This is a genomic window from Chitinophaga lutea (assembly GCF_003813775.1).
Lineage (GTDB): Bacteria > Bacteroidota > Bacteroidia > Chitinophagales > Chitinophagaceae > Chitinophaga > Chitinophaga lutea.
In genome coordinates this window covers 429,454-454,501 of sequence record NZ_RPDH01000002.1, presented here as the reverse complement: position 1 = coordinate 454,501, position 25,048 = coordinate 429,454, and the positions used below count along the sequence as shown (strand labels likewise).

At 56.0% G+C, this 25,048-nt stretch carries 22 protein-coding genes; 13 read left to right on the top strand and 9 right to left on the bottom strand.

Translation table 11 applies throughout. The features are described 5' to 3' along the window. Positions 1–1,521, top strand: a complete 1,521-nt coding sequence (locus tag EGT74_RS14080) for a RagB/SusD family nutrient uptake outer membrane protein (RefSeq protein WP_123847228.1) — start codon at positions 1–3, stop codon at positions 1,519–1,521. A 22-nt stretch (positions 1,522–1,543) separates the two neighbouring features. Next, entirely contained in the window at positions 1,544–2,677 is a 1,134-nt protein-coding gene (locus EGT74_RS14075; RefSeq protein ID WP_158618152.1) for a TlpA disulfide reductase family protein, read from the top strand. Positions 2,678–2,735: 58 nt separating this feature from the next. Here the strand turns inward: EGT74_RS14075 and pruA are convergent, their stop codons facing one another. Next, positions 2,736–4,319, bottom strand: a complete 1,584-nt coding sequence (pruA, locus tag EGT74_RS14070) for an L-glutamate gamma-semialdehyde dehydrogenase (protein ID WP_246008211.1) — start codon at positions 4,317–4,319, stop codon at positions 2,736–2,738. A 102-nt stretch (positions 4,320–4,421) separates the two neighbouring features. Then, positions 4,422–5,517 (bottom strand): peptide chain release factor 2 gene (gene prfB / locus EGT74_RS14065; RefSeq protein ID WP_123847225.1). Its coding sequence is split into 2 segments (ribosomal slippage): positions 4,422–5,456 and positions 5,458–5,517, totalling 1,095 coding nucleotides; the frame shifts between segments, so codons are not numbered across the junction. 140 nt (positions 5,518–5,657) lie between these two features. On the opposite strand from prfB, the gene EGT74_RS14060 reads away from it, so the two are divergent. The 3 genes from EGT74_RS14060 to EGT74_RS14050 all read left to right on the top strand — a co-directional run bounded on the left by EGT74_RS14060 (position 5,658) and on the right by EGT74_RS14050 (position 9,466). Next, positions 5,658–6,464, top strand: coding sequence for a TspO/MBR family protein (locus tag EGT74_RS14060; protein ID WP_123847224.1), 807 nt, complete (start codon positions 5,658–5,660; stop codon positions 6,462–6,464). Between the two features lie 53 nt (positions 6,465–6,517). Continuing rightward, entirely contained in the window at positions 6,518–8,146 is a 1,629-nt protein-coding gene (gene pgi, locus EGT74_RS14055; RefSeq protein ID WP_123847223.1) for a glucose-6-phosphate isomerase, read from the top strand. Positions 8,147–8,299: 153 nt separating this feature from the next. Continuing rightward, complete coding sequence (locus EGT74_RS14050) at positions 8,300–9,466, top strand: TlpA disulfide reductase family protein (RefSeq protein WP_123847222.1); 1,167 nt, start codon at positions 8,300–8,302, stop codon at positions 9,464–9,466. A gap of 79 nt (positions 9,467–9,545) precedes the next feature. Here the strand turns inward: EGT74_RS14050 and EGT74_RS14045 are convergent, their stop codons facing one another. The 3 genes from EGT74_RS14045 to EGT74_RS14035 all read right to left on the bottom strand — a co-directional run bounded on the left by EGT74_RS14045 (position 9,546) and on the right by EGT74_RS14035 (position 13,331). Beyond that, entirely contained in the window at positions 9,546–9,977 is a 432-nt protein-coding gene (locus EGT74_RS14045; RefSeq protein ID WP_123847221.1) for a DUF3276 family protein, read from the bottom strand. A gap of 155 nt (positions 9,978–10,132) precedes the next feature. Beyond that, positions 10,133–11,938, bottom strand: a complete 1,806-nt coding sequence (locus tag EGT74_RS14040; protein WP_123847220.1) for an ABC transporter ATP-binding protein — start codon at positions 11,936–11,938, stop codon at positions 10,133–10,135. A 463-nt stretch (positions 11,939–12,401) separates the two neighbouring features. Beyond that, on the bottom strand, positions 12,402–13,331 hold the full coding sequence (locus EGT74_RS14035; RefSeq protein ID WP_123847219.1) for a phosphoribosylaminoimidazolesuccinocarboxamide synthase: 930 nt from the start codon (positions 13,329–13,331) through the stop codon (positions 12,402–12,404). Between the two features lie 72 nt (positions 13,332–13,403). Here EGT74_RS14035 and EGT74_RS14030 point away from each other — a divergent pair, with 72 nt between their 5' ends. Both EGT74_RS14030 and EGT74_RS14025 read left to right on the top strand, forming a co-directional pair. After that, positions 13,404–13,658, top strand: a complete 255-nt coding sequence (locus EGT74_RS14030) for a hypothetical protein (RefSeq protein WP_123847218.1) — start codon at positions 13,404–13,406, stop codon at positions 13,656–13,658. A gap of 18 nt (positions 13,659–13,676) precedes the next feature. Continuing rightward, positions 13,677–14,321, top strand: a complete 645-nt coding sequence (locus EGT74_RS14025) for an MgtC/SapB family protein (RefSeq protein ID WP_123847217.1) — start codon at positions 13,677–13,679, stop codon at positions 14,319–14,321. Between the two features lie 10 nt (positions 14,322–14,331). Here EGT74_RS14025 and EGT74_RS14020 read toward each other — a convergent pair whose 3' ends face one another. Together EGT74_RS14020 and EGT74_RS14015 are read right to left on the bottom strand one after the other, a co-directional pair. Further along, complete coding sequence (locus EGT74_RS14020) at positions 14,332–15,240, bottom strand: EamA family transporter (RefSeq protein ID WP_123847216.1); 909 nt, start codon at positions 15,238–15,240, stop codon at positions 14,332–14,334. Positions 15,241–15,292: 52 nt separating this feature from the next. Further along, the gene (locus tag EGT74_RS14015) at positions 15,293–16,912 is read right to left on the bottom strand and encodes a hypothetical protein (RefSeq protein ID WP_123847215.1); all 1,620 of its coding nucleotides are present in this window, start codon (positions 16,910–16,912) and stop codon (positions 15,293–15,295) included. 108 nt (positions 16,913–17,020) lie between these two features. Here EGT74_RS14015 and EGT74_RS14010 point away from each other — a divergent pair, with 108 nt between their 5' ends. From EGT74_RS14010 to EGT74_RS13985, 6 genes are all read left to right on the top strand, one after another. After that, a complete protein-coding gene (locus EGT74_RS14010; RefSeq protein WP_123847214.1) occupies positions 17,021–17,908 on the top strand; it encodes a decaprenyl-phosphate phosphoribosyltransferase in 888 nt (295 codons plus the stop codon). Continuing rightward, positions 17,909–18,643: an SDR family oxidoreductase gene (locus EGT74_RS14005; RefSeq protein ID WP_123847213.1), complete on the top strand. Its 735-nt coding sequence runs from the start codon at positions 17,909–17,911 to the stop codon at positions 18,641–18,643. Next, on the top strand, positions 18,640–19,233 hold the full coding sequence (locus tag EGT74_RS14000) for an HAD family hydrolase (RefSeq protein WP_123847212.1): 594 nt from the start codon (positions 18,640–18,642) through the stop codon (positions 19,231–19,233). The genes EGT74_RS14005 and EGT74_RS14000 overlap by 4 nt, the downstream gene beginning before the upstream one ends. A 69-nt stretch (positions 19,234–19,302) precedes the next feature. Then, the gene (locus EGT74_RS13995) at positions 19,303–20,835 is read left to right on the top strand and encodes a patatin-like phospholipase family protein (protein ID WP_123847211.1); all 1,533 of its coding nucleotides are present in this window, start codon (positions 19,303–19,305) and stop codon (positions 20,833–20,835) included. 4 nt (positions 20,836–20,839) lie between these two features. Then, positions 20,840–21,466: a hypothetical protein gene (locus EGT74_RS13990; protein ID WP_123847210.1), complete on the top strand. Its 627-nt coding sequence runs from the start codon at positions 20,840–20,842 to the stop codon at positions 21,464–21,466. Positions 21,467–21,486: 20 nt separating this feature from the next. Continuing rightward, positions 21,487–23,262, top strand: a complete 1,776-nt coding sequence (locus EGT74_RS13985; RefSeq protein ID WP_123847209.1) for an ABC transporter ATP-binding protein — start codon at positions 21,487–21,489, stop codon at positions 23,260–23,262. 5 nt (positions 23,263–23,267) lie between these two features. On the opposite strand, the gene EGT74_RS13980 is transcribed toward EGT74_RS13985, so the two are convergent. Together EGT74_RS13980 and EGT74_RS13975 are read right to left on the bottom strand one after the other, a co-directional pair. Then, positions 23,268–24,026 (bottom strand): LytR/AlgR family response regulator transcription factor, encoded by a 759-nt coding sequence (locus EGT74_RS13980; RefSeq protein ID WP_158618151.1) that lies wholly within the window; start codon positions 24,024–24,026, stop codon positions 23,268–23,270. Between the two features lie 10 nt (positions 24,027–24,036). Beyond that, positions 24,037–25,044, bottom strand: a complete 1,008-nt coding sequence (locus EGT74_RS13975; protein ID WP_123847207.1) for a sensor histidine kinase — start codon at positions 25,042–25,044, stop codon at positions 24,037–24,039. Positions 25,045–25,048: the final 4 nt, after the last annotated feature.

Below are 25,048 nucleotides of genomic sequence, written 5' to 3'. Positions count from 1 at the left end.
ATGAGACTACTTCGTACATACATAAGCGTTGCCTGCGGGGTACTGCTGCTTGCAGCCTGCGGCAAGTTCCTCGACGTGAAACCGAAAGGGAAAATGATCCCGTCGGAAGTAGCGGACTTCGACCACCTGCTCGATAATACGGGCATCGTACAATACATCTTTCTCGATAATAACACCGGCAGCATGCTCGGTTACCTGACGGACAACCTGGAACTGTCCGAAGGCATCGGGAAAGTGGCTTATAAAGCCAATAACCACCCCAACATCGACCGGTTCTATGCATACACCTTCCGCCAGCCTTACGGCAACCCCAATACGTCGGATTACTTCTGGGACTGGGGCACCTACCGGGCGGCGGCTTATTTCAACAATGTGATCGACGGCATCCGCAGTATCCCGTCCATCAAAAGTGAAGATGCGCAGTACGCCCGGAGCGTATCGGCGCAGGCGCTGGCAGGGCGCGCATGGGGGTATTTTCATCATACCCTCGTGTACGGCCCTGTGTACAAACCCGGCAGCACCAATAACAAACGCACCATCCCGTACGTGACCAGTTCGGACATTACGGCGCCGATGGTCGATTTGTCGACGCAGGAGGAAGTGTTCAAACGGGTGGCGGCCGACCTGCATGCCGCCCTGCCCGACGCGCCGGCGGTGACCAACTGGCCTTCGCGCCCCACCAAAATAGCGGTGCAGACCATGCTGGCCAATTACCACCTGTTCACGCAGCGGTACGACAGTGCGGCGTATTACGCCAACCTCGCCTGGACGGCCGCCATCGCCAACGGCGGGCCGGGCAAAGTGCTGTACAATTACAACGACTTCAGCTGGACCAATCCCGCCAATGTGATCAACAGCACCATCAAGGCGCCGGACAACTTCCTGGAAGCGGTCAACAGCCGCGAGATACTGCTTTTCCGCGCTACCGACCGCGGCGCCGGGCGTTCCACCAGCAGTTATCCTTCCGCTGAATTCATCGCGCTGTTCGACCAGGATAACGACCTGCGGTACAAATATTTTTTCCTCAGCGCACCCGGTTACAAAACCACTTACAACGGCACGGCGTACGACGACGGCACCCGCATCCAGTATTACCGCGGCGCCAAAACGCAGATGACGACGGGCTTTACCTATCCCGAGCTGCTGCTGATCCGCGCCGAAGCTTACGCCCGCACCAACCGGCTCGCGGAAGCGGTGGCGGATGTGAACCTGTTGCGGCAATACCGTTACAAAACCGGTACCCCGCCCCTCACCGCCGCCGCGCAGGACGAAGTGATCGCCGCCGTGCTCCAGGAACGCCGCCGGGAATTGCCCGCCGCCGGCATCAAACGGTTCCTCGATCTGAAGCGGTTCGTGCTCGAGCCCGGCAAACCCTGGCACAAATCGAAAATCGTGCATAGCCTGGGCAGCGAACGTTTCGAAGCGGCCATCGATTCCGACTTTTTTATCCTCAACATTTCGAACACCATCCTGCAATACAATCCGCACTGGAATGTACCGCTGGATACAAGGCCATATTAAATCAACCCAAACCATCAGCATTATGAAAAAAATGATCTCAGCTGCGGCGCTCTTTCTTCCTTTGTCGCTGTTAGCCCAGGACGTACCCTTTGAAGTGAAAGGGACCATCGCCGACCCCGGCACGCCATCGCGCGCATACCTGTATTACCGGGTGGGCGCCGACAACTTTACGGATTCCGCCGAGGTGGATAAAGGCGCTTTTGTGATCAAAGGCAAAGTGCCCGCCCCGGTGCGCGGCACGCTGGTAGTACGTCCGCTGCCCGGATCCGGTAAGGCGTTCCGCATGGAATCGCTCGGTTTTTATCTCGAAAAAGGCACCTTGCAGGTGAGCAGCGATAAAGGGATCGGGGATGCCAAAGTAAGTGGCGGCCCTCTGAACGCTGACTACACACGTTTGCAGGAGGCTACCAAATCCGCGAAAGCGCAGTACCAGGAAGCAGGCAAAGCCTATGCTGCCGCGGATGAGGCTACCCGCAAAAGCGAAGCCTTCAAAAAAAGCCAGAACGAAAAATATGACGCCATCCGCAAGGAGGAAAAAGCCTCGCTGCTGGCGTTCGTAAAAGCGAATACTGCCAGCCCGGTAGCGCTCGACGGGCTGCAGCAATACGCCGGTTCCATGCCGGACGATGTGAAGGAAATCGAAGACCTGCTGCACAGTTTCGCGGCGCCGGTACAGAACAGCGTCGGCGGAAAAGCTTTCGCCAAAACGATCAGCGGCTGGAAGAACACCGCCATCGGCGCACAGGCGCCCGAGTTCGCGCAAAACGATACGGAAGGCAAACCCGTGAAGCTGACCGATTTCCGGGGCAAATACGTGCTCATCGATTTCTGGGCTTCATGGTGCGGCCCCTGCCGCGCGGAAAACCCGCATGTGGTAAAGGCGTATGAAAAATACAAAAGCAGAAACTTCGAGATCCTCGGCGTGTCGCTCGACCAGCCTACCGGCAAAGCAGCGTGGCTGAAGGCGATCGAAGACGATAAGCTCACCTGGACGCAGGTCAGCGACCTGAAGTTCTGGGACAACGAAGCGGCGAAGCTGTATGGCGTAAGAGGTATCCCGCAGAATTTCCTGCTGGATCCGAAGGGCAAGATCATTGCCCGCAACCTGCGCGGCGACGCGCTGGAAGCCAAGCTGGCGGAAGTATTGACGAACTAGGGAAAGTAGTCAGAAAAAGAAAGCCGCCTCATTGCTGAGGCGGCTTTTTCTATGTTCATTAAGCTTCCTGTAAGAACGGGTAACGGTAGTCCGCAGGCGGCACCAGCGTTTCCTTCACCGTTCTGGCGCTCAGCCAGCGGTAGAGGTTCAGCTGCGAACCTGCCTTGTCGTTGGTGCCGGAGGCACGCGCGCCGCCGAACGGCTGCTGGCCTACAACGGCGCCGGTGGGCTTATCGTTGATGTAGAAGTTGCCGGCTGCGTTCACCAGTTTGCGGGTGGCGAGCTCAACGGCGTAACGGTCCTGGGCGATGATGGAGCCCGTCAGCGCATAAGTGCTGGTACGGTCCACCAGTTCCAGCGTTTCTTCGTACTTCGCTGCATCATACGTATAAACGGTCAGCACGGGCCCGAAGATTTCTTCGCACATGGTCACATAGGTCGGGTCGTTGGTGGCGATCACGGTCGGCTCGATGAAGTAACCTTCCGTTTTGCTGTAATTGCCGCCGGCGATGATTTCCACGCCGTCCGCTTTTTTCGCGTTGTCGATATACGAGGTGATCTTATCGAAAGAACGTTCGTCGATCACTGCGTTGATGAAGTTGGAGAAATCCTCGGTGGTGCCCATTTTCATGGTTTTCAGCGTCGCTGCCAGTTTGGATTTGATCTCGTCTGCGATGTTGCTGGGAAGGTAAGCGCGTGACGCGGCGGAACATTTCTGGCCCTGGAACTCGAAGGCGCCGCGGGCGAGGGCTGTTACCACGGTGTCCACGTCGGCCGACTGGTGCACCATCACAAAGTCCTTACCGCCGGTTTCACCCACGATGCGCGGATAGGTCTTGTATTTTGCGATGTTGTTGCCGATGGTTTTCCACATGGTCTGGAATACGCCGGTAGAACCGGTGAAGTGGATGCCTGCGAAATCGGGGTGTGCGAAGCATACGTCGCCGATGGTGGGGCCGTCTGCATACACGAGGTTGATCACCCCGTCTGGCAGGCCCGCTTCCATCAATACCTTCATGAAGAAGCTGGCGTGGTATACCTGCGTGTTGGCCGGTTTCCATACCACCACGTTGCCGCACATGGCGGCGGAGGTGGGCAGGTTGCCGCCGATCGCGGAGAAGTTGAACGGCGTTACGGCCAGCACAAATCCTTCGAGGGGGCGGTATTCCAGGCGGTTGTGCACGCCGGGAGAGCTCACCGGCTGCTGCCGGTAAATTTCCGTGAGGTAATGCACGTTAAAACGGAGGAAGTCGATCAGTTCGCAGGCGCTGTCGATCTCGGCCTGGTACGCGTTTTTGCTCTGGCCCAGCATGGTGGCGGCATTGGTATGCGCGCGGTATTTGGTGGCCAGTAATTCTGCTGCTTTGAGGAAGATGCCTGCGCGGTGCTCCCAGGGAGTGTCCGCCCATTGCTGGCGCGCCTTGAGGGCCGCGTTGATGGCGTCTGTCACATGGCTGGCCGTTCCCTGGTGGAAGTGCCCCAGCTTGTGTTTGATTTCATGCGGGGGACGGATGTCGACCGTGTTGCCGGTACGCACTTCCTTTCCGCCAATGTACATCGGGATGTCCATTTCCTGGCTCTTGAAAGCGGCCAGCTGCTTTTTCAGCGCCGCTCTTTCCGGGGAACCCGGAGCAAAGCTCATAACCGGTTCATTGCCTGGTGCTGCAAAGTCAAAATAAGCATTATGCATAGCTTAGATTGTTGTTGTTTCGTGATCAATATGGTTGCGGCTGACGGTTGGTGATCAGCTTTTCTCTTCTTCTTTCTGCATCATCAGGTACGCCTTGATGAAGCCGTCCAGTTCCCCGTCCATCACAGGCTGAATATTGCCCACCTCGAACTCGGTGCGGTGGTCTTTAATCATCTTGTAAGGATGGAATACGTACGAACGGATTTGGGAGCCCCATTCTATCTTGCGTTTGTTTGCGTTGGTGGCGTTTTTGAGCTCTTCCCTCCTGCGCAGCTCCTCTTCGTAGAGGCGGCTTTTCAGCATCGCGAGGGCTTTGGTTCTGTTCTCGCCCTGGGTACGCGCCTGCTGGCATTCGATGATGATGCCGGAAGGAATGTGTTTCAAACGCACCGCGGTTTCCACCTTGTTCACGTTCTGCCCGCCCTTACCGCCGGAACGGTAAAACTCCCATTCGAGGTCGGCCGGGTTTACGGCCACTTCGATGGTATCGTCGATGAGCGGGTACACGAACACGGAAGCAAACGACGTATGCCTGCGGGCATTGGAATCAAAAGGCGAAATACGCACGAGGCGGTGCACGCCGCTTTCGGCTTTGAGCAGCCCGTAGGCGAACTCGCCGTCGAACTCCAGCGTAGCGGATTTGATGCCCGCGCCGTCGCCGTACTGCACGTCGATCTCGCTCACCTTCCAGCCCTGCTTCTCGCCGTACATGCGGTACATCCGCAGCAGCATCTCGGCCCAGTCCTGGCTCTCGGTGCCGCCGGCCCCGGAGTTGATGGTGAGCACCGCCGGCATTTCGTCTTCCGGCTCGTTGAGCGTGCTCTTGAATTCCAGTCCGTCCAGCTCATTCAGCGCATGCTGATGGGCGGCGTTCACTTCTTCTTCCGTGGCTTCGCCCTCTTTCTGAAACTCCAGCAGCACGGCACTGTCTTCAATAGCCGTACGTACCTGCTCGTAGAGGTCTACCCAGAATTTGTTAACCTTAATTTCTTTGAGGATGGCCGTAGCCCTTTCATTGTCGTCCCAGAATCCGGGCGCAAGGGTCATCTGCCGGTCGTTTTCGATCTTGTCTATACGGTCCCGGACGTTAAAGAAAACCTCCCAGGACGTACAGACGGTCCCTCATATCCTTCAATTGTTCTATTGTCATAAGTGCGCAAAGATAAACCATTATTAACGAATTATGAAACGTGTTTATATCCGGTAACCGGTTCGTTTTGAAGTGATAGGTTCCGGTGCGCAACCAATTTGGACAGATTTTTGTTAATGAAATGCAAACAAAGCTCGGCTATGGCACCCAGAAGAACGATACCCCATTACCGGCAGCAGTCATCCTTCAATCTCATCGCGCTGATCGTGGCCATCGGCGTTAACGTAATGGCCAACATCGGTACGCTCAACGGCGCCACAACCGGGGAAATTTCTGCACAATACCCCAACCTGTTCACCCCCGCCGGCATTACTTTTTCTATCTGGAGCGTTATTTACCTGGCCCTCCTCGGTTTTGCCGGATACCAGCTATGGCTGGCCTTTTCAAAGGGGCACGAAGCGGAGCTAGACGCATTCCAGGTACGCATGAAAGGCTGGTTCCTGCTCAATTGCCTCGGCAACGCCTGCTGGCTGTTCGCCTGGCATTACCGGGCCATCACGCTCTCGCTGTTTTTCATGTTGATCATCCTCTATTCACTGGCCGCCATCCACCGCAATTTCCAGATCGCGCATCCCGGCGCGGGCCGCAAGGAAAAACTGTTCATTCACCTGCCCTTCGGGTTGTATTTCGGGTGGATCAGCATCGCCACGCTGGCCAACCTCACCGCATGGACGGTGGCCCTGGGCTTCAATGGCATCCCCCCGGTGGCATGGACGCTGGCCATGATGATGATCGGGCTGCTGGTGGCGCTCTTCATGATCCTTCGTTACAACAATATTTATTTCGGGCTCGTCAACGTATGGGCCTTTTACGGCATCGTGCTGAAAAGGGAAGCCGAAGGCGGCCGCGAATCGGCGCCCATCATCGCCGCCGCTACCGTCGTCATTGCCCTGCTGGCCCTGGCGCTTATCCTGCAAATACTTCGCAAACGCGGGCAGCCGGGTTGATTATCCCGCATTACTGTGTATTTTTACCCATCTTTTATATTTAATCAGATCGTATGCTCCCTACAGTACATCCAACTGCTACCAAAGCCTGGCAACAGTTACAGGCCCACGCGGCCGAGATGAAAAAGACGCACCTGCGCGCCCTCTTCGCGGCAGACCCGAAACGTTTCGCGGCTTTTTCCCTGCAGTTCGAAAACATCCTCTTCGATTATTCCAAGAACATCATCACGGCGGAAACCCTCCAGCTGCTGCAGAACCTCGCCCAGGAATGCGGCCTCGCCGATGCCGTGAAAGCCATGTTCGGCGCCGATAAGATCAATGCCACAGAAAACAGGGCCGTGCTGCACACCGCCCTCCGCAATACCTCCAATCACCCCGTACTGCTCGACGGAAAAGACGTGATGCCGGAAGTGAATGCCGTGCTCCGCCAGATGGAGGACTGCTGCACCCGCGTACATAACGGCAGCTGGAAAGGATTTTCGGGTAAGCGTATCCGTTATATCGTCAACATCGGCATCGGCGGCTCCGACCTGGGCCCCGTCATGGTGACCGAAGCGCTCCGCCCCTACTGGGTGGAAGGCATCCAGACGTATTTCGTATCGAACGTAGACGGTACGCATATCGCCGAAACGCTGAAAAAAGTGACGGCGGACGAAACGCTGTTTCTCATCGCCTCCAAAACCTTCACCACCCAGGAAACCATGACCAACGCCCATACGGCGCGCAGCTGGTTCCTCGAAAACGGCGGGAAGGAAAAAGATATCGCGCTGCACTTCGCCGCGCTCTCCACCAACGAAAAAGCAGTGACCGCCTTCGGTATCGATCCGAAGAACATGTTCGCTTTCTGGGACTGGGTGGGTGGCCGCTATTCGCTCTGGTCCGCCATCGGCCTGTCTATCGCCCTCACCATCGGCTATCCCAACTTTGCCGCCCTGCTCGCAGGCGCGCATGCGACGGACCTGCATTTCAAAGACACGCCCTTTGAACGGAACATCCCCGTGATCATGGCGCTCATCGGCCTCTGGTACGGTAACTTCTTCGATGCCGATTCCGAAGCCATCCTGCCCTACGACCAGTACATGCACCGCTTTGCGGCGTACTTCCAGCAGGGGAATATGGAAAGCAACGGCAAGTATACCGACAGAACCGGCCAGCCGGTGGATTACCAGACGGGCCCCATCGTATGGGGAGAACCGGGCACCAACGGGCAGCATGCGTTTTACCAGCTGATCCACCAGGGCACCAAAATGATTCCCTGTGATTTCATCGCACCGGCGATCAGCCACAACCCGATCGGCGACCATCATCCCAAACTGCTCTCTAACTTTTTCGCGCAAACGGAAGCGCTCATGAACGGTAAAACGGCGGATGAAGTACGCGCAGAAGGTGCGGCGGAAGACCTCGTGCCGTTCAAGGTGTTTACCGGCAACAGGCCCACCAACTCCTTTTTGCTGAAACAGGTAACGCCGCGCAGCCTCGGCGCGCTCATCGCGCTGTACGAGCACAAGATCTTCGTACAGGGCGTGATCTGGAACATTTACAGCTTCGACCAGTGGGGCGTGGAACTGGGTAAACAACTGGCCAACCGCATCCTGCCGGAACTGACGGACGAAACGCCCGTAAGCTCGCACGATGCTTCCACCAACGGCCTCATTAACGCTTACAAACAGCTGCGGAAATAACAGTCCGCACGCAGGAGATATGAAAGGGAACGGCGCAGTATGCCGTTCCCTTTTATTATGGGACGCGGCGGTAAACATCTTATCGAGGAGCGGTTATGAAACAACCGTCGTATATTCGGTAAAACGAACATTCCCCCACCCAAAACACCGCCTATGTTCTCCAGATCCATCCTTACGCTGACCGCAATGCTGCTGGCCGTAGCCGTTCATGCACAACACACGTTTACCGTTACCGGGCGCGTGAAAGATATCCCTGACGGCGAAGTGGTAGGGTTATACCTGAACGATGGCACCCTGCTCATCCCCCGGACACAGGACACCATCCGCAACGGTACGTTCCGGCTGACCGACAGCATCGGGCCGGAAACGGGGCTGTACGCGCTCCGCGGGCTGGGAGAAAATTTCCCCTCGCTCTGGCTCGACGTCTGGGCCAAACCCGGCGCAAAAATCAACGTTGATGCCAACGGGTATCTTATCCGCACCTGGGAAGTGAACAGCGCCTTGCCGGAACAGCAGGAAGCCGGCCGTTTCATCAAACCGAACGCACACAACTGGGACCGGTGGCAACAATTGCTGATCGCGCAGCGGCAGCTGAATAAAAAACGCGCCATGGCGAAAGGCGATGAAAAGCAGGCGCTGAATGCTGCGAGGGATTCGCTGAATGCTGCAGCGGATAAGGCTTTTACCCGCATCTCGGAAACAGAGCTGGCCATCATGCGGCAATTGCCGGTAACGGATTTGTGGTTCGAAAAACTGAAGCGGTACGCGATGGATACCAAATACAACGAAGCCAACACAACCCGTGGGGCCACCGTGGCCTTGTACAACAGCCTGCCTGAAAAACAGCGCAAAAGCCGCGAAGGCAGGGAAATTGCGGCATACCTCTTTCCACCGAAGGTCGTGAAAAACGGGGAGCCGATGGCCGATACGGCCATGGTGGACCTCGCCGGGAAACAACATAAACTTGCGGACTACAAAGGCAAATACCTGCTGCTCGATTTCTGGAGCGTGGGCTGTGGCCCCTGCCTCGAAGCCATGCCCGAACTGAAGACGATCGCCGACAGCCTGCGGTCAACACTCACGGTGATCAGCCTTAATATCGATATCAAAAGAAGCGTTTGGAAAAAGTATTCCGAAAAGGAAAAGATCACCTGGGTGAACCTGAACGACGACTGGGGATTGGCCGGACTCGCAGCAAGGTATGGTGTGAACGGCATTCCGCATTATGTGATGATCTCACCAAACGGAACGGTAATCGATCACTGGATAGGTTACAGGGAAGGGCGCCTGAAGGAAAAGGTGAAGCAACACCTGCACTGAGCACAAACATACAGGCAATAAAAAAACCTCCGGTGTGACTGCCGGAGGTTAAAATCTTATTGTTGTCAGGGAAGAAGAACTACCATTTGTCTACATCCTCACCGGAGGGAGCGGGTGCCTCGGCTTCGGCTTCAGCAGCCACCTGCACGCGGGGAGCAGATGCTTCAACGCCGATGCTTTCGCCATCCTGCTCATCTTCACGGCTCTCGGAGTAGTCGTGGTTGTAAGCATCAAAATCGAAATCGGGCATCAATTCCGTTTTAACATAATTGATGGTTTCGGTCAAAGCATTCAGAAACTTGTTAAAGTCTTCTTTGTACAGGAATACTTTGTGCCTGTCGTAACCGTTATCGTTGAAACGTTTTTTACTTTCGGTGATAGTCAAAAAGTAATCGTTCCCCCGGGTAGTTTTTACATCAAAGAAATAAGTTCTTCTTTTGCCCGCTTTCAATCGCTTGGAAAAGATGCTGTCGTTGTTTCTTTCCTGTTGATTGTTGTTTTCGTACGCCACAGTTGATAGATTTAAGTGTTAACGAATCAAATCCTGTTTGAATGATCAATAATCAACAAATATACTATTGTTTTACAAATATCAAAATAATTTTAAATGATTTTGAAAAATCATCTTATATTTCGCGGAAACGTTGATGGAAGCGAATTACAACCTCATGAAAACGACCCGTTTACGCTTTCTTCTTCCCCTGTTTGCTGACGCGCGTACAGCTCTGCATAGTAGCCGTTTTGTGATAATAATTCTTCATGTGTACCGCTTTCCGCCATACCCCCTTCGTCGAGCACGATGATCTTGTCGAATGCGAAGAGCGAGAAGATCCTGTGGGTGATGATAATGGCTGTTTTATGTTCCAGGTAGGCGTACAGGTTGCCGATGATTTCTTTCTCCGTGCGGGCGTCTACGGCCGATAAACAATCGTCGAACACCATGATGTTCGGATTGCGGATAAGCGCGCGGGCGATGGATACACGCTGTTTCTGCCCCCCGCTGAGGGTAACGCCGCGCTCTCCCACCATGGTGCTGAATCCTTCCGGGAACTGCAGGATGTCCTTTTCCACGGAGGCCTGCCGGGCTGCCTGGTGTACGGCCGCTTCGTCGGCCGCCGGCTCGCCGAAACGGATGTTGTTGCTGATGGTATCTGAAAAGAGGAACACGTCCTGCGGCACATAACTGATCTGGTTGCGGAGGCTCGATAATTTCATATCGCGGATATCGGTACCGTCGATCAGGATCCGCCCCTGCTGCGGGTCGTACATCCTGATCAGCAGTTGCGCCAGGGTGGTTTTGCCGGAACCGGTGCGCCCGATGATCGCCACTTTCTGGCCGGGTTTGATGGTGAGCTCGAAATTGCGCAGCGCCTGTATGCCGGTATGTTCGTAAATGAAGGAAACGTTGGAGAAGTGGACCTCCCCTTTCAGGGTGATGGCCTTTGCGTCCGGCGCGTCGCTGATGCGGGGCTTTTCGTCGAGGAACTCGTTGATGCGCTGCTGTGAGGCCGCGGCACGTTGTATCATCGACGCCACCCAGCCGATGGAGAAAAACGGGAACGTGAGCATGTTCACATACAGCACGAACTCCGCGAGGTTGCCGATGGTGATATTTCCGCCGATCACCTGCATGCCCCCGATGAAAATGGTCAGGATCACGCTCAGGCCGATCATCAGCGCCATAGCGGGCTGGTACAGCGCGTCGGTTTTGGCCAGGCTGATGGAGCTCTTCTTGTAGTCTTCGCTGGCCCGCTCGAAATGCACCGCGCTCGGCGCTTCCTGCACATATGATTTGATCACCCGGATGCCGGAATAGTTTTCCTGCGCCACCGATGTGATGTTGGAGAGTTGCGACTGGATGCGCTCGCTCTTTTTATGGATAACGGCGTTCACGAAATAAATGGTGAGGGCCAGCAAAGGCAGTGGCGACAAGGTATACAGCGTTAACCTGGGATTCACTTCCCACATCAGCCAGATGATCATCACCATCATGATGACGGTGCGGGTGGCGTACATGAGCGCCGGGCCTACGTACATGCGCACGCGCGACACGTCTTCCGTGATGCGGCTCATCATGTCGCCGGTACGGTTCATTTTGAAGAACGTAAGGTCGAGGCGCTGGTATTGCTGGAAGATCTCGTTTTTCAGGTCGTATTCGATGTAGCGGCTCATCACGATCAGGGTTTGCCGCTGCAGGAACATGAAGAACCCGCTGAGCAGCGCCAGGCCGAGGATGGAAAGGCCGTAGAAAGCCAGCGTTTTGGTGAAACCGCTCCTGAAAACCGTTTTCAGATCCGTATCGCTCAGCATCCGGTAGTTTTTCAGGTTTTGCTCCAGCAGGTCGAATATCTGGCGCACGAGTATCGGCTGGAAAACGCTGAACACGATGGATATCGCGGTGAACAGCATGCCGAGTAAAAAGCGCCATTTATATTTTACGAAATACTTGTTTAAAGCTGCCAGGTGTTTCATCTGTTGTTAAAGTTTGTCGTCTCTGCGGCCCGGATGGTACCCACAGCTCCCTGCCCGGCAGGCTGCCGTTTTCTGCGTATTCATCCGTGATCCTGTCTTAGTGCGGGGTTACCGGGTGTCTGGTTTCCGTACCTCCCCTTTTATCGCTTTACAAATGTAGCGATTGCCGCGCTTGCTTGTTCAACCGCTGTTCAAATAAGTTGGCAGAATGTGGGGAAAGCTAAAATGGGCGTTTAACCGACATGCCCGGAAGGCGGGTTCATGAGTTGCCGGAAAATGACGGCCAAACGGTCTGCTTCCGCAGGTACTACTTTTGATGCCTTTTTGCGGTCCGCAATCAGCCATACACCCAATGCCAGGCAAACCAGCATCAGCAGCCAGGTTATCGGATGGCCTTCGCCGCCTACACGGGCGGCTCATGGTATGGGAAATAAAAAAGGAGCGGTTTCCCGCTCCTTCCGTATTACAGGCTTTTCAACGTTTCGATGATCTTTTGTTCCGCTTCGGCCGGCGTCACGTCTTCTTTCTTGAATTGCTGGCCGGTGATGTTCTCGAACAGCTCGATGTAGCGGTTGCTCACGCTTTCGATGAACGCGTCGGTCATTTCCGGCACCTGCTGGCCTTCTTTGCCCTGGAAGCCGTTTTCCATCAGCCATTCGCGTACGAACTCCTTGCTCAGCTGCTTTTGCGGCTCGCCGGCTTTCTGTTTGGCTTCGTACCCTTCGGCGTAAAAATAACGGCTGGAGTCCGGGGTGTGGATTTCGTCGATCAGGTAAATGGTATCGCCGATTTTACCGAACTCGTACTTGGTGTCTACCAGGATCAGGCCGCGTTTGGCTGCCAGTTCACGGCCGCGCTCGAACAGCGCCAGGGTGTATTTTTCGAGTTTTTCGTAATCTTCTTTGCTCACCAGGCCCTGGGCGATGATCTCCTCACGGGAAATATCCTCGTCGTGCCCTTCATGAGCTTTGGTGGTGGGGGTAATGATGGGAGACGCGAAAAAATCGTTCTCTTTCAGCCCTTCGGGCATCGTTACGCCGCACAGCTCGCGTTTGCCGCTCTTGTACGTACGCCAGGCGTGGCCGGTCAGGTTGCCGCGCACCACCATTTCCACGGGAAAGGTTTCGCACTTCAGGCCTACCGTGGCGCTGGGCAGGGGAACGGATTTTACCCAGTTGGGCACAATGTCTTTGGTGGCATCCAGCATAATGGCCGCAATCTGGTTCAATACCTGGCCCTTATAAGGGATCGGACGGGGTAATACCACGTCGAATGCAGAAATGCGGTCGCTGACGAACATCACCATCCATTTGTCTTCAATGGTGTACACATCCCGTACTTTGCCTTTATAAAAAGCGGTCTGGTTGGGAAACTTAAATGTAGACTCTAACATGCCGGATTATTTTTATTTTTTTTCAGTGCTGCAAAAATAGGCCACCACGATGTAATTTAGAAACTGAAATTTATGGAAACACCGGAAAAGCAATATCAGCCGATCGATTGTAACTATTACGACCGCCTGGAGGCCTGGGCCACCATGCAAACCCTCTGCGTACTGTCGTTTCACGACGAAGACGGCCACCCGCAGGAAGTAACCGCCCGGATCACCAACCTCTACACCCTCAACAAGGCAGAGTATTTGCAGCTGGATAACGGGCTGGTGCTGCGGCTCGACCGCCTCCTGTCCGTGAACGGTATCCCGTTGCCGGGTGTTTGTTAATGATTAAAAGAGACATACATGTTCGATGAAATAATGCTCTCCCGCCTGCTGGCGGCCATGGCGGCGGGTTGCCTGCTCGGGTTCGAAAGGGAAATGCGGCGCAAGGCGGCGGGTATCCGCACCATCGCCATCATCTGCGTCAGCTCCACGCTTTTCACCATCGTGGGGAGCCATATGCCCGGCACCACGGGCGACCGTGTAGCCTCCAATATCCTCACCGGCGTGGGTTTCATCGGCGCCGGGGTGATTTTCCGGGGCGGATTTACGGTAGACGGTATCACCACCGCCGCCACCATCTGGATCTCCGCCGCCATCGGCATGGCCATCGGCATCGGCGCCTACGGGCTGGCCTGGGGCACCGTGATCATTACCCTGCTGATTTTATGGGGCCTGTCGTTCGTCGAAGACATCATCAACCGCCGCCGCGACCGGAAATACTACGCCATCCGCTACCAGGAAGCCAACCTGACCACGGAAACACTGGAACGGCTGTTCCGGGATTACCAGCTGACCATCAAAAACATCTCCACCACGCGCTGCGAAGCGGGCATGCTCGAAGGGAAATACGAGCTGACGGGCACCATGGAAAAAATGGACGAGATGAACAACCGCCTGCTGCAGGACACTGCCATCGTAAAATTCGAGGTGGAACTGACGAAGTGAGCCGTTACCATTACTTCTTTTTCAACGTCATCAGCACCACTCCCGCAATCACGATCGCGGAGCCGATAAACGACTGTATGCTGAGTTTTTCGTCGAGGATGAGCCAGCCGAGGAAAATGGCCACGACGGGGTTCACATAGGCATAGGTGGCCGTCAGCTGAGGCGGGGCATTGTTCACCAGCCAGCTGTACGCCGTGAAGCCCACCAGTGAGCCGAACAGCACCAGGTATACGATGGCGCCCCAGGTACGGGTGGTCATCTCGTAAAACTTGTCCCAGTCTTTCAACTCGAGGCTCAGGCTCATGATCAGGCACACCACCATGCCGGCCAGCATCTGGATGCCGGAGGCGGTCATCTGTTTGGGCATGTCCATGCGCGGCGACAGCAGCGAGCCGAGGGACCAGGCGATGGAGCCGAGCGTCAGCAACGGAATGGGCCAGAGGGGAATGTTCCGCGTGGCGGCGGAGCCGGCCGTGAAGAGGTGGAAAGGGTCGAAAATATAAAACAGCCCGGCGAAACCGAGGAACAGGCCCCAGGCGGTGAGCGCCTTGGGTTTCTTTTTACTGAAAAACGCCCAGTCGAGCGTAATGAACCAGGCCGGCAGCGCGGCAATGAACAGGGCCACCATGCCCGACGGCATCACCGTAACGGCCAGCGCCACGGTGGAGTTGCCGATGCCGATAAGCAGCACGCCCACAATGGCGGCGTTCAGCCATTGCCGGGGCGTGGGCATCTCCCGGTCTTTCCAGAACCCGATGGCCAGCATCAGACTGCCGGCCAGGATGAACCGGAGCGTGGTGAGCAGGAACGGCGGGAGCACTTCGGCGCCGATTTTCATGCCCAGGAACGTGGAGCCCCATAATATGTACACCAGGCCCAGGGCCAGGATGAGCGTCGATTTGTTAGTGCTGCGATGCATGGTCTCGTCTTGCGGTTTGCGAACATTCAAAGAGCCGCAAGGTAATCGCTTTTTACTTCATATACACCTCGATGGTGGCATTCGTGGGCCGGCGGGGCGCCAGGAAGCTGTCTACCTGCCGGTAGTGCTGCTTCAGGTCGTCGCGGAGGGCGAACGGGAAGAAGTTATTGAGCGTGGGCGCATATTCATACAGCACGATGTCGTATTCCCTGCGGGCGATGCGGTTTTTGTATTCGGCCAGTTGTTTATTGAACATGCCCACGCCGAGGTGATGCCAGAGCGGAATGTTGTGGCCGGTCTCGTCCCGGTACCCGATCGCATGTTTGAGCGGCGTCAGTTCGGTGAGGTTCAGCACGTGCAGCTCCTTCCCTTTCGTTTTCACTTCGGGCAGCGCCATCAGCCGGTCGATGCCCTGTACGGTAGACGGGGGCATGTAGATTTTTTTGAACTCGGGGAGGCTGGAAAATACCCATTCGGACGTGGGTACGTCGGTGGTATCGGTATTCAGCAGAAAGTTGTTGCGCGAAACGACGTTCTCCCCGCCTTTCACGGTTTCGGCGGGCGGCGGCAGCAGGCGGCTGATGATACGGTCCACGTACTTGTAAAACGCGCCGGACCACCATAAAGCCACCAGCAAAGCACCGCCGATAAAAGGTTTGAGGGCTTCGGTGCGGATTTGCAGCAGTTGCCCCAGCCGGGTGAAAATAAAGGCAAAGGCGAATGCATGGAAAAAGATGTTGTTGTCCGGCGGCGTATAACTCGTTACCTGGAACAGGGCGGCTTCCACCAGGATGCCGATGGTAACGAGGATGAACAGCATCTGCTGTTTGTCGGCCCAGAGGGTTTTGAAATGACGGAGCGAAGGCACGAGCAGCAGCACGATCAGCACGAGGTAAAACTTCAGCCACTGGGACATTACGAGGAACTCATCCACAAAATCCTTGACGGACAAACGGGAGTTGTGCGGCGGTTGCCCGTGGTTGAACCAGTATCCGAACCCGTGCGGCACGAAAGGCAGGATGAAAGCCAGCGCCACCACGGTATAAAAACCTATGAAACCCGCCAGTTCATGCCAGCGTTTTTCACGGATGCTGTGATACCCGAGCAGGGCCAGCGCCAGCAGCAGCGCCAGGCCGCCGCCGTCCTGTTTGGTGAAAAAGCTCAGGAACGTGAAAAAGGCGGCGCCGAACAGTGCCGGCCAGCGCCATTTGCCGCCCTGCAGGGCAATCAGCAGTAAGGCGAGGCCTGCGAACTGATAGATGATCACCGTATTGTTGTACCAGGGCCAGAAGTTCGGGAACGCGTACGACAGTACGAACACCAGCACCGCCAGCACCCGAACCCCCACGGGTACGCCTACACTCCTGAGAATGGACCGGAAAGAAAAACCGCCGATGATATTGAGCAGCACCTGCGCTTTGATGAGCGAGGCCAGGTAAGGGCCGAAGAGCTTGAAAAACAGCGCCGGCATCAGCCAGTAACCGAAGCCCAGCGGCGTGCCGAAGTCGCGGTACGGCACCTGCCCTTCAGACAGGCGGTAGGCGCCTTCCCACGACAGAAAGATGTTTACGCGGTAAGGGAACGTGGCGAATAACGGTACAAGGGCGAGGCCGATAATCAGAATGCTTTCAATCAGTGTGGCTCTGCGCGGTGTCAAAAAGGGATCAGTCATGACCAGGGGCGATTTACAAATAATGCTAATTATCTATTTAAAGAAGGCAAAAATAGCGACAAATCCTCAGATTCATTGTAACTTGCTTCGCAATAAAGTTTGATCCCCTTGCAATATCTGAAACTCTTACGGCCAAAACACTGGGCCAAGAATTTATTCCTGTTCATTCCGCTGTTTTTTGCCGGCCAGATTTTTAATGTTGACAAACTGCTCGTTCTCGCAGGCGCTTTCATCTGCTGCTGCCTCGTGGCCAGCAGTATCTATATCATCAACGACTACCGCGATATCGAAGCGGACAGGGCCCACCCGGAGAAATCCAAACGCCCCCTGGCCTCCGGCGCCGTATCGAAAAACGCCGCCCTTGCCTTGTTTGTAGCGCTCGTGGCCGCCGGCTTCACCGGAGCATGGTTCATCGACGCCAAGTTCGCGTTCATCCTCGGTCTCTACTTTATTTTAAACCTCGCCTACTCCTTCGGCCTGAAGAATATTTCAATACTGGACGTATTCATTTTATCCGCGGGATTCGTGCTGCGCGTAAAAGCCGGCGGCGCCGCCTCCGAGATCGGCGTGTCGGAATGGCTGATGCTCATGGTATTCCTGCTCGCCCTGTTTATGGCGCTGGCCAAACGGCGCGACGACATCGTGCTGAAGCTGGCTTCCGGCCGCGACATGCGCAAGGCTTCGGAAGGGTATAACATGGATTTTCTCAACATCTCGCTGGCCGTCGTATCCGCGGTGATCATCGTGGCGTATATCATGTATACCATGGCTCCCGCCACCATGGACCGCTTTAAAACCTACCGCCTTTATTACACCAGTATTTTCGTAATTGCCGGATTAATGCGATACTTGCAGATCGCTTACGTAGAGAACGATACCGGTTCCCCTACGAAGATCCTGTACAAAGACCGCTTCATCCAATTGACCATTCTCCTGTGGATACTGAGTTTTTACCTGATTATTTATTTACCGACGAACAAAGTATTTTTTGAATAGATGACATCTACCGTTTTGATTCTTGGTGCCGGGTCGGATATGGCCGTGGCCATTGCCCGGAAATACGCACAGGGCAGATATGCCATCCAGCTGGCGGCCCGCCGGCCGGAAGAATTGCAGGCCCTGCAGCACGACCTTCAGATCCGGTACGACGTGCCGGTCAGCACCCATGCCTTCGACGCACTGGACTTCGACAGCCATGCCGCCTTTTACCAGTCGCTCCCCATCAAACCCATGATTGTCGTTTGTGTGTTCGGCTACCTGGGCAACCAGGAAGAAGGGCAGCGCAATTGGGACGAAGCCGCGCGCATCCTCCACACGAACTATACCGGCGCCGTTTCCATCCTGAACATTGTGGCGGAAGAAATGGCCGCCCACAATAGCGGTACCATCATCGGCATCAGTTCCGTGGCCGGTGAGCGCGGCCGTATGAGCAACTACCTGTACGGCAGCGCCAAAGCCGGTTTCACCGCTTACCTGAGCGGGCTCCGCAACCGCCTGTTTCATGCAGGTGTGCATGTGATGAGCGTGCAGCCGGGTTTTGTGTATACGCGCATGACGGAAAACCTTACCCTTCCTCCCCTGCTCACCGCCAAACCGGAGCAGGTGGCCGATGACATATTTAACGCCGCGGACGCCAAAAAGAACGTGATCTATACCCGCTGGTTCTGGCGGTATATCATGCTCATCATCAAAAGCATCCCCGAGTTCATCTTTAAAAAGCTGAAGCTTTGAAAAACGTCATCGCTTTTTTCGACTTCGATGGTACCATCACCCGGAAAGACACCCTTTTCGAAATCATCCGGTTCCAGAAAGGCGCCACTGCGCTGTATGCCGGCATGGCCGTGCTGTCGCCCCTGCTGGTGCTGTTCAAGCTCAAGGCGATTTCGAACCAGCGCATGAAAGAGATCGTGCTGACGTTCTTTTTCCGCAACACGCCGCACGACGAATTCCAGCGCCAATGCACCGCCTTCTGCCGTGAGCGCCTCCCCGCCCTGCTGCGGCCCAAAGCACTGAACGCACTGGCCTGGCACAAAGCCGAAGGCCACATTGTATACATCGTGACCGCCTCCGCCGAAAACTGGGTGGCCCCCTGGAGCAATTCCCTCGGCATCCCCTGCCTGGGCTCCCGGCTGGCGGTGAACGACGGGCGCATCACCGGCCTGCTCCACGGCCGCAACTGCAACGGCGACGAAAAAGTATGCCGCATCAAAGAAGCCGTGCATCTCACCACGTTCCACACCATCTACGCCTACGGCGACAGCAGCGGCGACAAGGAAATGCTCGCGCTGGCGCAGCACAAGGCTTACAGGGCCTTCGAATAAAGCCGTTGCATTTACCGGGCGTATGTTGTAAATTGAGCAGTATCTGTTAATACCCCCAAATACTGCTACATGCCTTCGAATCAGACCCTGGCGCCGGAATTCTTTACGGAAGCGCCTGAAGTGACCGCCGTATTACACGCATTGAAAAACCGGTTCGGCGAAAATTACCGGGACCTTGTTGTATCAGACACCCTCGATAAAGACGGGCATCAATACGTGCACCTCGTGCAGGAAGGCGGCGGCGTGCTGGGCGTCGCCCTCGTCGGGTATACCTACATCCTCGAAAAGGCCGGCATCCGTTTCATGCGCCTCGCCGGCACCAGCGCGGGCGCCATCAATACCACGCTGCTGTCTGTGGTGAAGGAAGACAAAGCCGGGAACCGCACCAAATCCGAACGCATCCTCCAATACCTGTGCGAGAAACCCTTTTTTGATTTCGTGGACGGCCATCCTTTCGCGCAGCGGCTCATCAAATGGGTGATCAAAACGGAAAACTTCGCCGGCCGCATTAAAAACGGCGTGCGCAGGCTGGCCATCACCCTGGTGGTGCTCATACTGACAGACATCGTCAGCACCGGCCTGCGCCATCACTACCCGTTGTTCAACGGCATCGCGCTGGTATCGTACATTCTCACGGGCATGGTGCTGCTGGGGCTCGGGCTGGCGGCGGGTTATGGCACCTACCTGCTGCAGCGCCTCAAGAACCGCGGCTTCGGCGTGAACCCGGGTAATAACTTCACCGAATGGATCAAGATGATCATGCGGGAGAACGGCGTCGAAACGATCGGTGACCTCGAACGCGTATCCGGACAGGTGCCGGAAGGCCTGCATATCCGTAACGTGCAAACCGACCGCAGCCTGGGCGACGACCCTACCAAAGGCCTCAGGCCGGATATCACCCTCATCACGTCGGACATCATCACGCAGAACAAGATCGAGTTCCCGAAAATGTGGAACCTCTTCCGCGAGCACCAGCACGAACTGCACCCCGCAGAGTTCGTCCGGGCGTCGATGAGCATCCCGATCTTTTTTGAATCGCACATCATCCGCAACATTCCGCGGCACCTGCCCATTATCCAGACGCACTGGCGCAACCATCTGCTGATGGAGCCGGCCGATATCCCTACCGCCGTACGGTTCGTGGACGGCGGCGTGTTGTCGAACTTCCCGATCAACATCCTCTACAACCCTGAAGTGACCATTCCCCGCCTGCCTACTTTCGGCATCGAGCTGGACGACGCCAAACCGGCCGACCATACCGTCAATCACGCCGATCAGCTTGGCCTGGGCGCTTACCTCGGCAAACTCTTCAATACCGTGCGGTATTATTACGACAAGGATTTCCTGCTGAAGAACAGTCTGTTCCGCAAAGGCATCGGCGTGATCCATGTGCACGAATACAACTGGCTGGACTTTAACATCCCGCCGGAGAAGCAGCGCGAACTGTTTGTGCTGGGCGCGCAGGCGGCCGGCCGGTTCCTGCTGGACGATTTCAACTGGGAAGAATACAAAACCGCCCGCATCGTGGTGCACCAGGCCGTGAATTCCTCCGCGAAGGATTTCCGCGGCGTATCCGACATCCTCACGAAGCAAAAAAAATAGCCTTATGACAGACCCGCGTTTTTACCTCGTGCTTTGCGTTGGCCTGCTGCTGGCCACCCTGCTGTGGATGATGCAGCTGGCGAAAAAATTCCGGTACCGCGCCGGCAGCGGCGAACAGTCGCCGTTCTCGATCCTCGACCTGCAATTCCCCGCTTCAGAAGCCGAAATGGACAAACTGGTCGCCGGCCTGGAACCACCGGCCCGGCGGGCGCTGAAAACCCAGCTATGGGTCGATTTTCTTTTCATGGCGGGCTTCTATCCCGCCATTGCCCTGCTCTGTATCGTCATCGGCGCCAAAACCGGCCTGGGCGAGTACTTTTTCTGGCTGGTGGCGGCGCTGCAACTGGTGGCCTGGGCGGCGGACGTGTACGAGAACGTTTACTGCCTGCGGAAAATGAAAGATACGCCGGCGAAGGGCGGTTTCGCCGCCTATTCGTTTTTTGTGAACACCAAGTTCCTGCTGGCTTTCCTGGGCCTGGCCGTTACGCTGCCGCTGGCGTTTTATTTCTGGATGACGGGCGAGTTCTGGCAAAGCTCCCTCCGGTACGTCTGTATCCTGGCGGGAGAGATATTAGTTTTTCTTTTGATAACAGGGTACAATATTTCCCGCTCCCGGTCGTCTACAGCGTAGGAAAAGCTTAATTTCGACCCATGGAGCAACCGCCGAAACGTGCAAAAATCTCGCTGACAGGAATACGCAAGGCCCTACGCCTGTATGAATACGCCAAACCTTACCGTTTTCAGTTCGCGGTGGGCCTGCTGATGCTGCTGCTGTCCAGCGGCGCCAGCCTCGCCTTCCCGGCGCTGCTCGGCAACCTGGTAGACGCCGGGCATAAGGGGCAGCTGCTGCAGCAGCTCGACAAAATCGGCCTCATGCTGGCCGCCGTCCTCATCCTGCAATCTCTATTTTCTTACCTCCGCATCCGCATATTCGTATCTGTAACCGAAAAAACGCTGGCCGTATTGCGGCAGGCAACGTACAGCCACCTCATCCGGCTGCCCATGAAGTTTTTCGCGGAGCGCCGTGTGGGTGAGCTGAACAGCCGCATTTCGTCGGACATCTCCCAGTTGCAGGACATGTTTACCACCACGCTGGCGGAATTCCTCCGCCAGGTGATCATCATCACCGGCGGTATCGCCCTGCTGGCGGTCACCTCCTGGAAACTCACGCTGTTCATGCTGGCCATCGTGCCCGTGATCTGTGTGCTGGCCGTGGTGTTCGGCCGTTTTATCCGCAGGTTCTCCAAAGAGGTGCAGGCGCAGGTGGCGGAATCCAATACCATCGTGGAAGAAACCCTGCAAGGCATCTTTAACGTAAAAGCTTTCGCCAACGAATTTTTCGAGATCGGGCGTTACCGCACCAAGACCAACGAAGCCGCCGCCACCGGCATCAAGGCCGGCGCTTACCAGGGCGCGTTCGTGTCGTTCCTGATACTGGGCCTCTTCGGGGCCATGACGGCCGTGATCTGGAAAGGCGCCATGCTCATGGCCGCCGGCGATATCGAAGTAGGCCAGCTGTTCTCTTTCATTTTGTATTCCGGTTTCATCGGCGGCTCCATCAGCGGCCTGGCGGAAATCTACACCCGCATCCAGCGTGCGCTGGGCGCTTCCGAAAACCTGCTCGAAATACACGACGAGCCCATCGAAGACATACACCCCCTGCCGCCCGCGCAGCGCATCCCGGCCATCGCCGGTGACATCCGTTTTGACGGGGTCAGTTTCCAGTACCCTTCCCGGAAAGACATTGCCGTGCTGGAAAATGTGGGTTTCCATATTGCGCCCGGATGGCAGGTGGCGCTGGTAGGCCCCAGCGGCGCCGGTAAAAGCACCGTGGTGTCTTTGTTGCTCCGGTTTTACGACCCCGTGAGCGGCCGCATCCTGATCGACGGGAAAGAGGCCAACAGCTATGATCTGTCGGTGCTCCGCAACCAGATGGCCGTTGTGCCGCAGGATGTTTTCCTGTTCGGCGGCACCATCCGCGAAAACATCGCTTACGGTAACCCGCTGGCCGGTGAGGAAGAGATCATCCACGCCGCCAGGCAGGCCAACGCCTGGGAGTTTATCCAGCATTTCCCCGAAGGGCTGAATACGGTGGTGGGCGAACGCGGTATCCAGTTGTCCGGCGGCCAGCGCCAGCGCATCGCCATTGCCCGCGCCGTACTGAAAGACCCGCGCATTCTGATCCTCGACGAAGCCACCTCGGCTTTGGATTCCGAATCGGAAAGACTGGTGCAGGATGCCCTCGATAAACTCATGCAGGGCCGAACGTCCGTGGTGATCGCGCACCGCCTCTCTACGGTACGCCGGGCGGATATGATCCTCGTGCTCGACAAGGGCCATGTGGTGGAAGCCGGCACGCACGAAGAACTGATGGGGAAAGAAGAAGGGCTCTACAAAGGCCTCAGCGAATTGCAGTTTACGGTGTAAGCCGCTCAGTCGAACCACGCTTTGAACGCCGCCGCTTTGTCTTTGCTCACGATCACTTCCGGCGGTTTGTCCATTTTCAGCTGCAGGGTCAGGCGGCTCGTATCGTCTGTTTTATAACCGGTTAAATAGGGTTTGTGCACGATGCACTGCCGGTTGGCCCGGTAAAATCTTTCAGGGTCGATCAGTTCCTCCACTTCATCGAGCGAACGGAAATCCGTGATCCACTGCCGGCCGTTGTGCTGGTGCAGGTAGATCAGTTCGCGTTTCGAAAAACAAACCACCTCCGCTAACGGCACCACATATACGTTTTTCCCGTAGTGTACGGTGAAACTTTCCTTGTACGCCTGTTTCCGCTGCTGGTGCTGCACAAACTGCATCAGTTCCTGCACGTATGCCGGGTTGGCGTATTTCTCGCGTAATAAAGCGTATTTGCGGAAAGCGGCGGCAAGTTCTTCCGGGTCAACCGGTTTCAGTAAATAATCGATGCTGTTGATCTTGAAGGCGCGGATGGCGTATTGATCGTAGGCGGTGGTGAAGATGACGGGGCAGGCATGCAGGTGATGGAAAAGGTCGAGGCTGATGCCGTCCGACAGCTGGATGTCCGCCAGCACCAGATCCGGCGCGGGATGCGCGCGCAGCCATTGTTCCGCTTCGCGCATGCTGGCCACCGGCCCTGCTATCTGCCAGGTGGGTTGCAATTGGCGCACCAGCGCAGTCATATGCGCGGCCACCAGCGGTTCGTCTTCCAGTATGAGAATGTTCATGCGATCGGTTTTACAGCAAAGGAAGGGCCACACTGAAGGTATCGTCACCATCCTGCACCATCACTTCCCGTTCTCCTAAAAAAGTATAGAGCTGCCGCAGCTGCTGCAGCCCTTGTTTATCAGACACGGCCAACTGCCTGCGAATCTGTTTGTTATTGGCTACAACGAGATAATCGTTCTCCACGTATATCCGTATGCGTAACGGATGCGCCGCATGCACCTCGTTGTGTTTCACGGCATTGTCTATCAGCATTTGAAGCGTGACCATGGCCACGCGCCGGTCGTGGTGCTTTTCATCCACCTGGATATCAATCTCCAGGGCAGGGCCAAATCTGATTTTCTGTAAAGTGATATAATGCCCGAGGAACGACAGCTCCGTATGCAGCGGCACCAGGTCTTTATCCCGGTGCTGCAATGCATAGCGGTATACTTTAGAAAGGTGGCCGATGAAACGGGACGCCAGGTCGGGATCCGTTTTCACAAGACTGTCGAGCGACGTAAACGCATTGAACAGGAAATGCGGATCTACCTGGTTTTTGAGGTGCATGAACTGCATCTGCACTTTTTCCTTTTCCAGCCGTTCCGCTTTCACGATGCTCTGTTTCCAGCGGCCGGTGAAGTACTCGCTGATGAGCGCCAGGTTCACGGTGATCGACACGAGGTTGTTGATGGTGGCGATCATGGCCCTTGCCAGCGGTTCGATGGTGATGTCGAGCACGCGCGGCGCCATGTACAGGGCGAAGCTCCGAAGGCCCCAGACCAGCAGCAGCCCCACGGTGATCTGCAGGATGATGCGGCTGTAGAGGTACTGGCGGAACGGCATCCAGCGGTTGAGCAGTTTATGGATGAGGTTGAGCACGCTCCAGATGAACTGCGTGATGATCACCACGGGTATGGAGGCCAGCAGGTGCCGGTAAAAGGGCATCGGCGCCAGGCTGGCCCTGATCGTCCAGGCCACCACTACAAACACCAGGGTGACGGCGATGCGCACGGCGTATTTGTTGAAGAAGGTGTTCATTCCC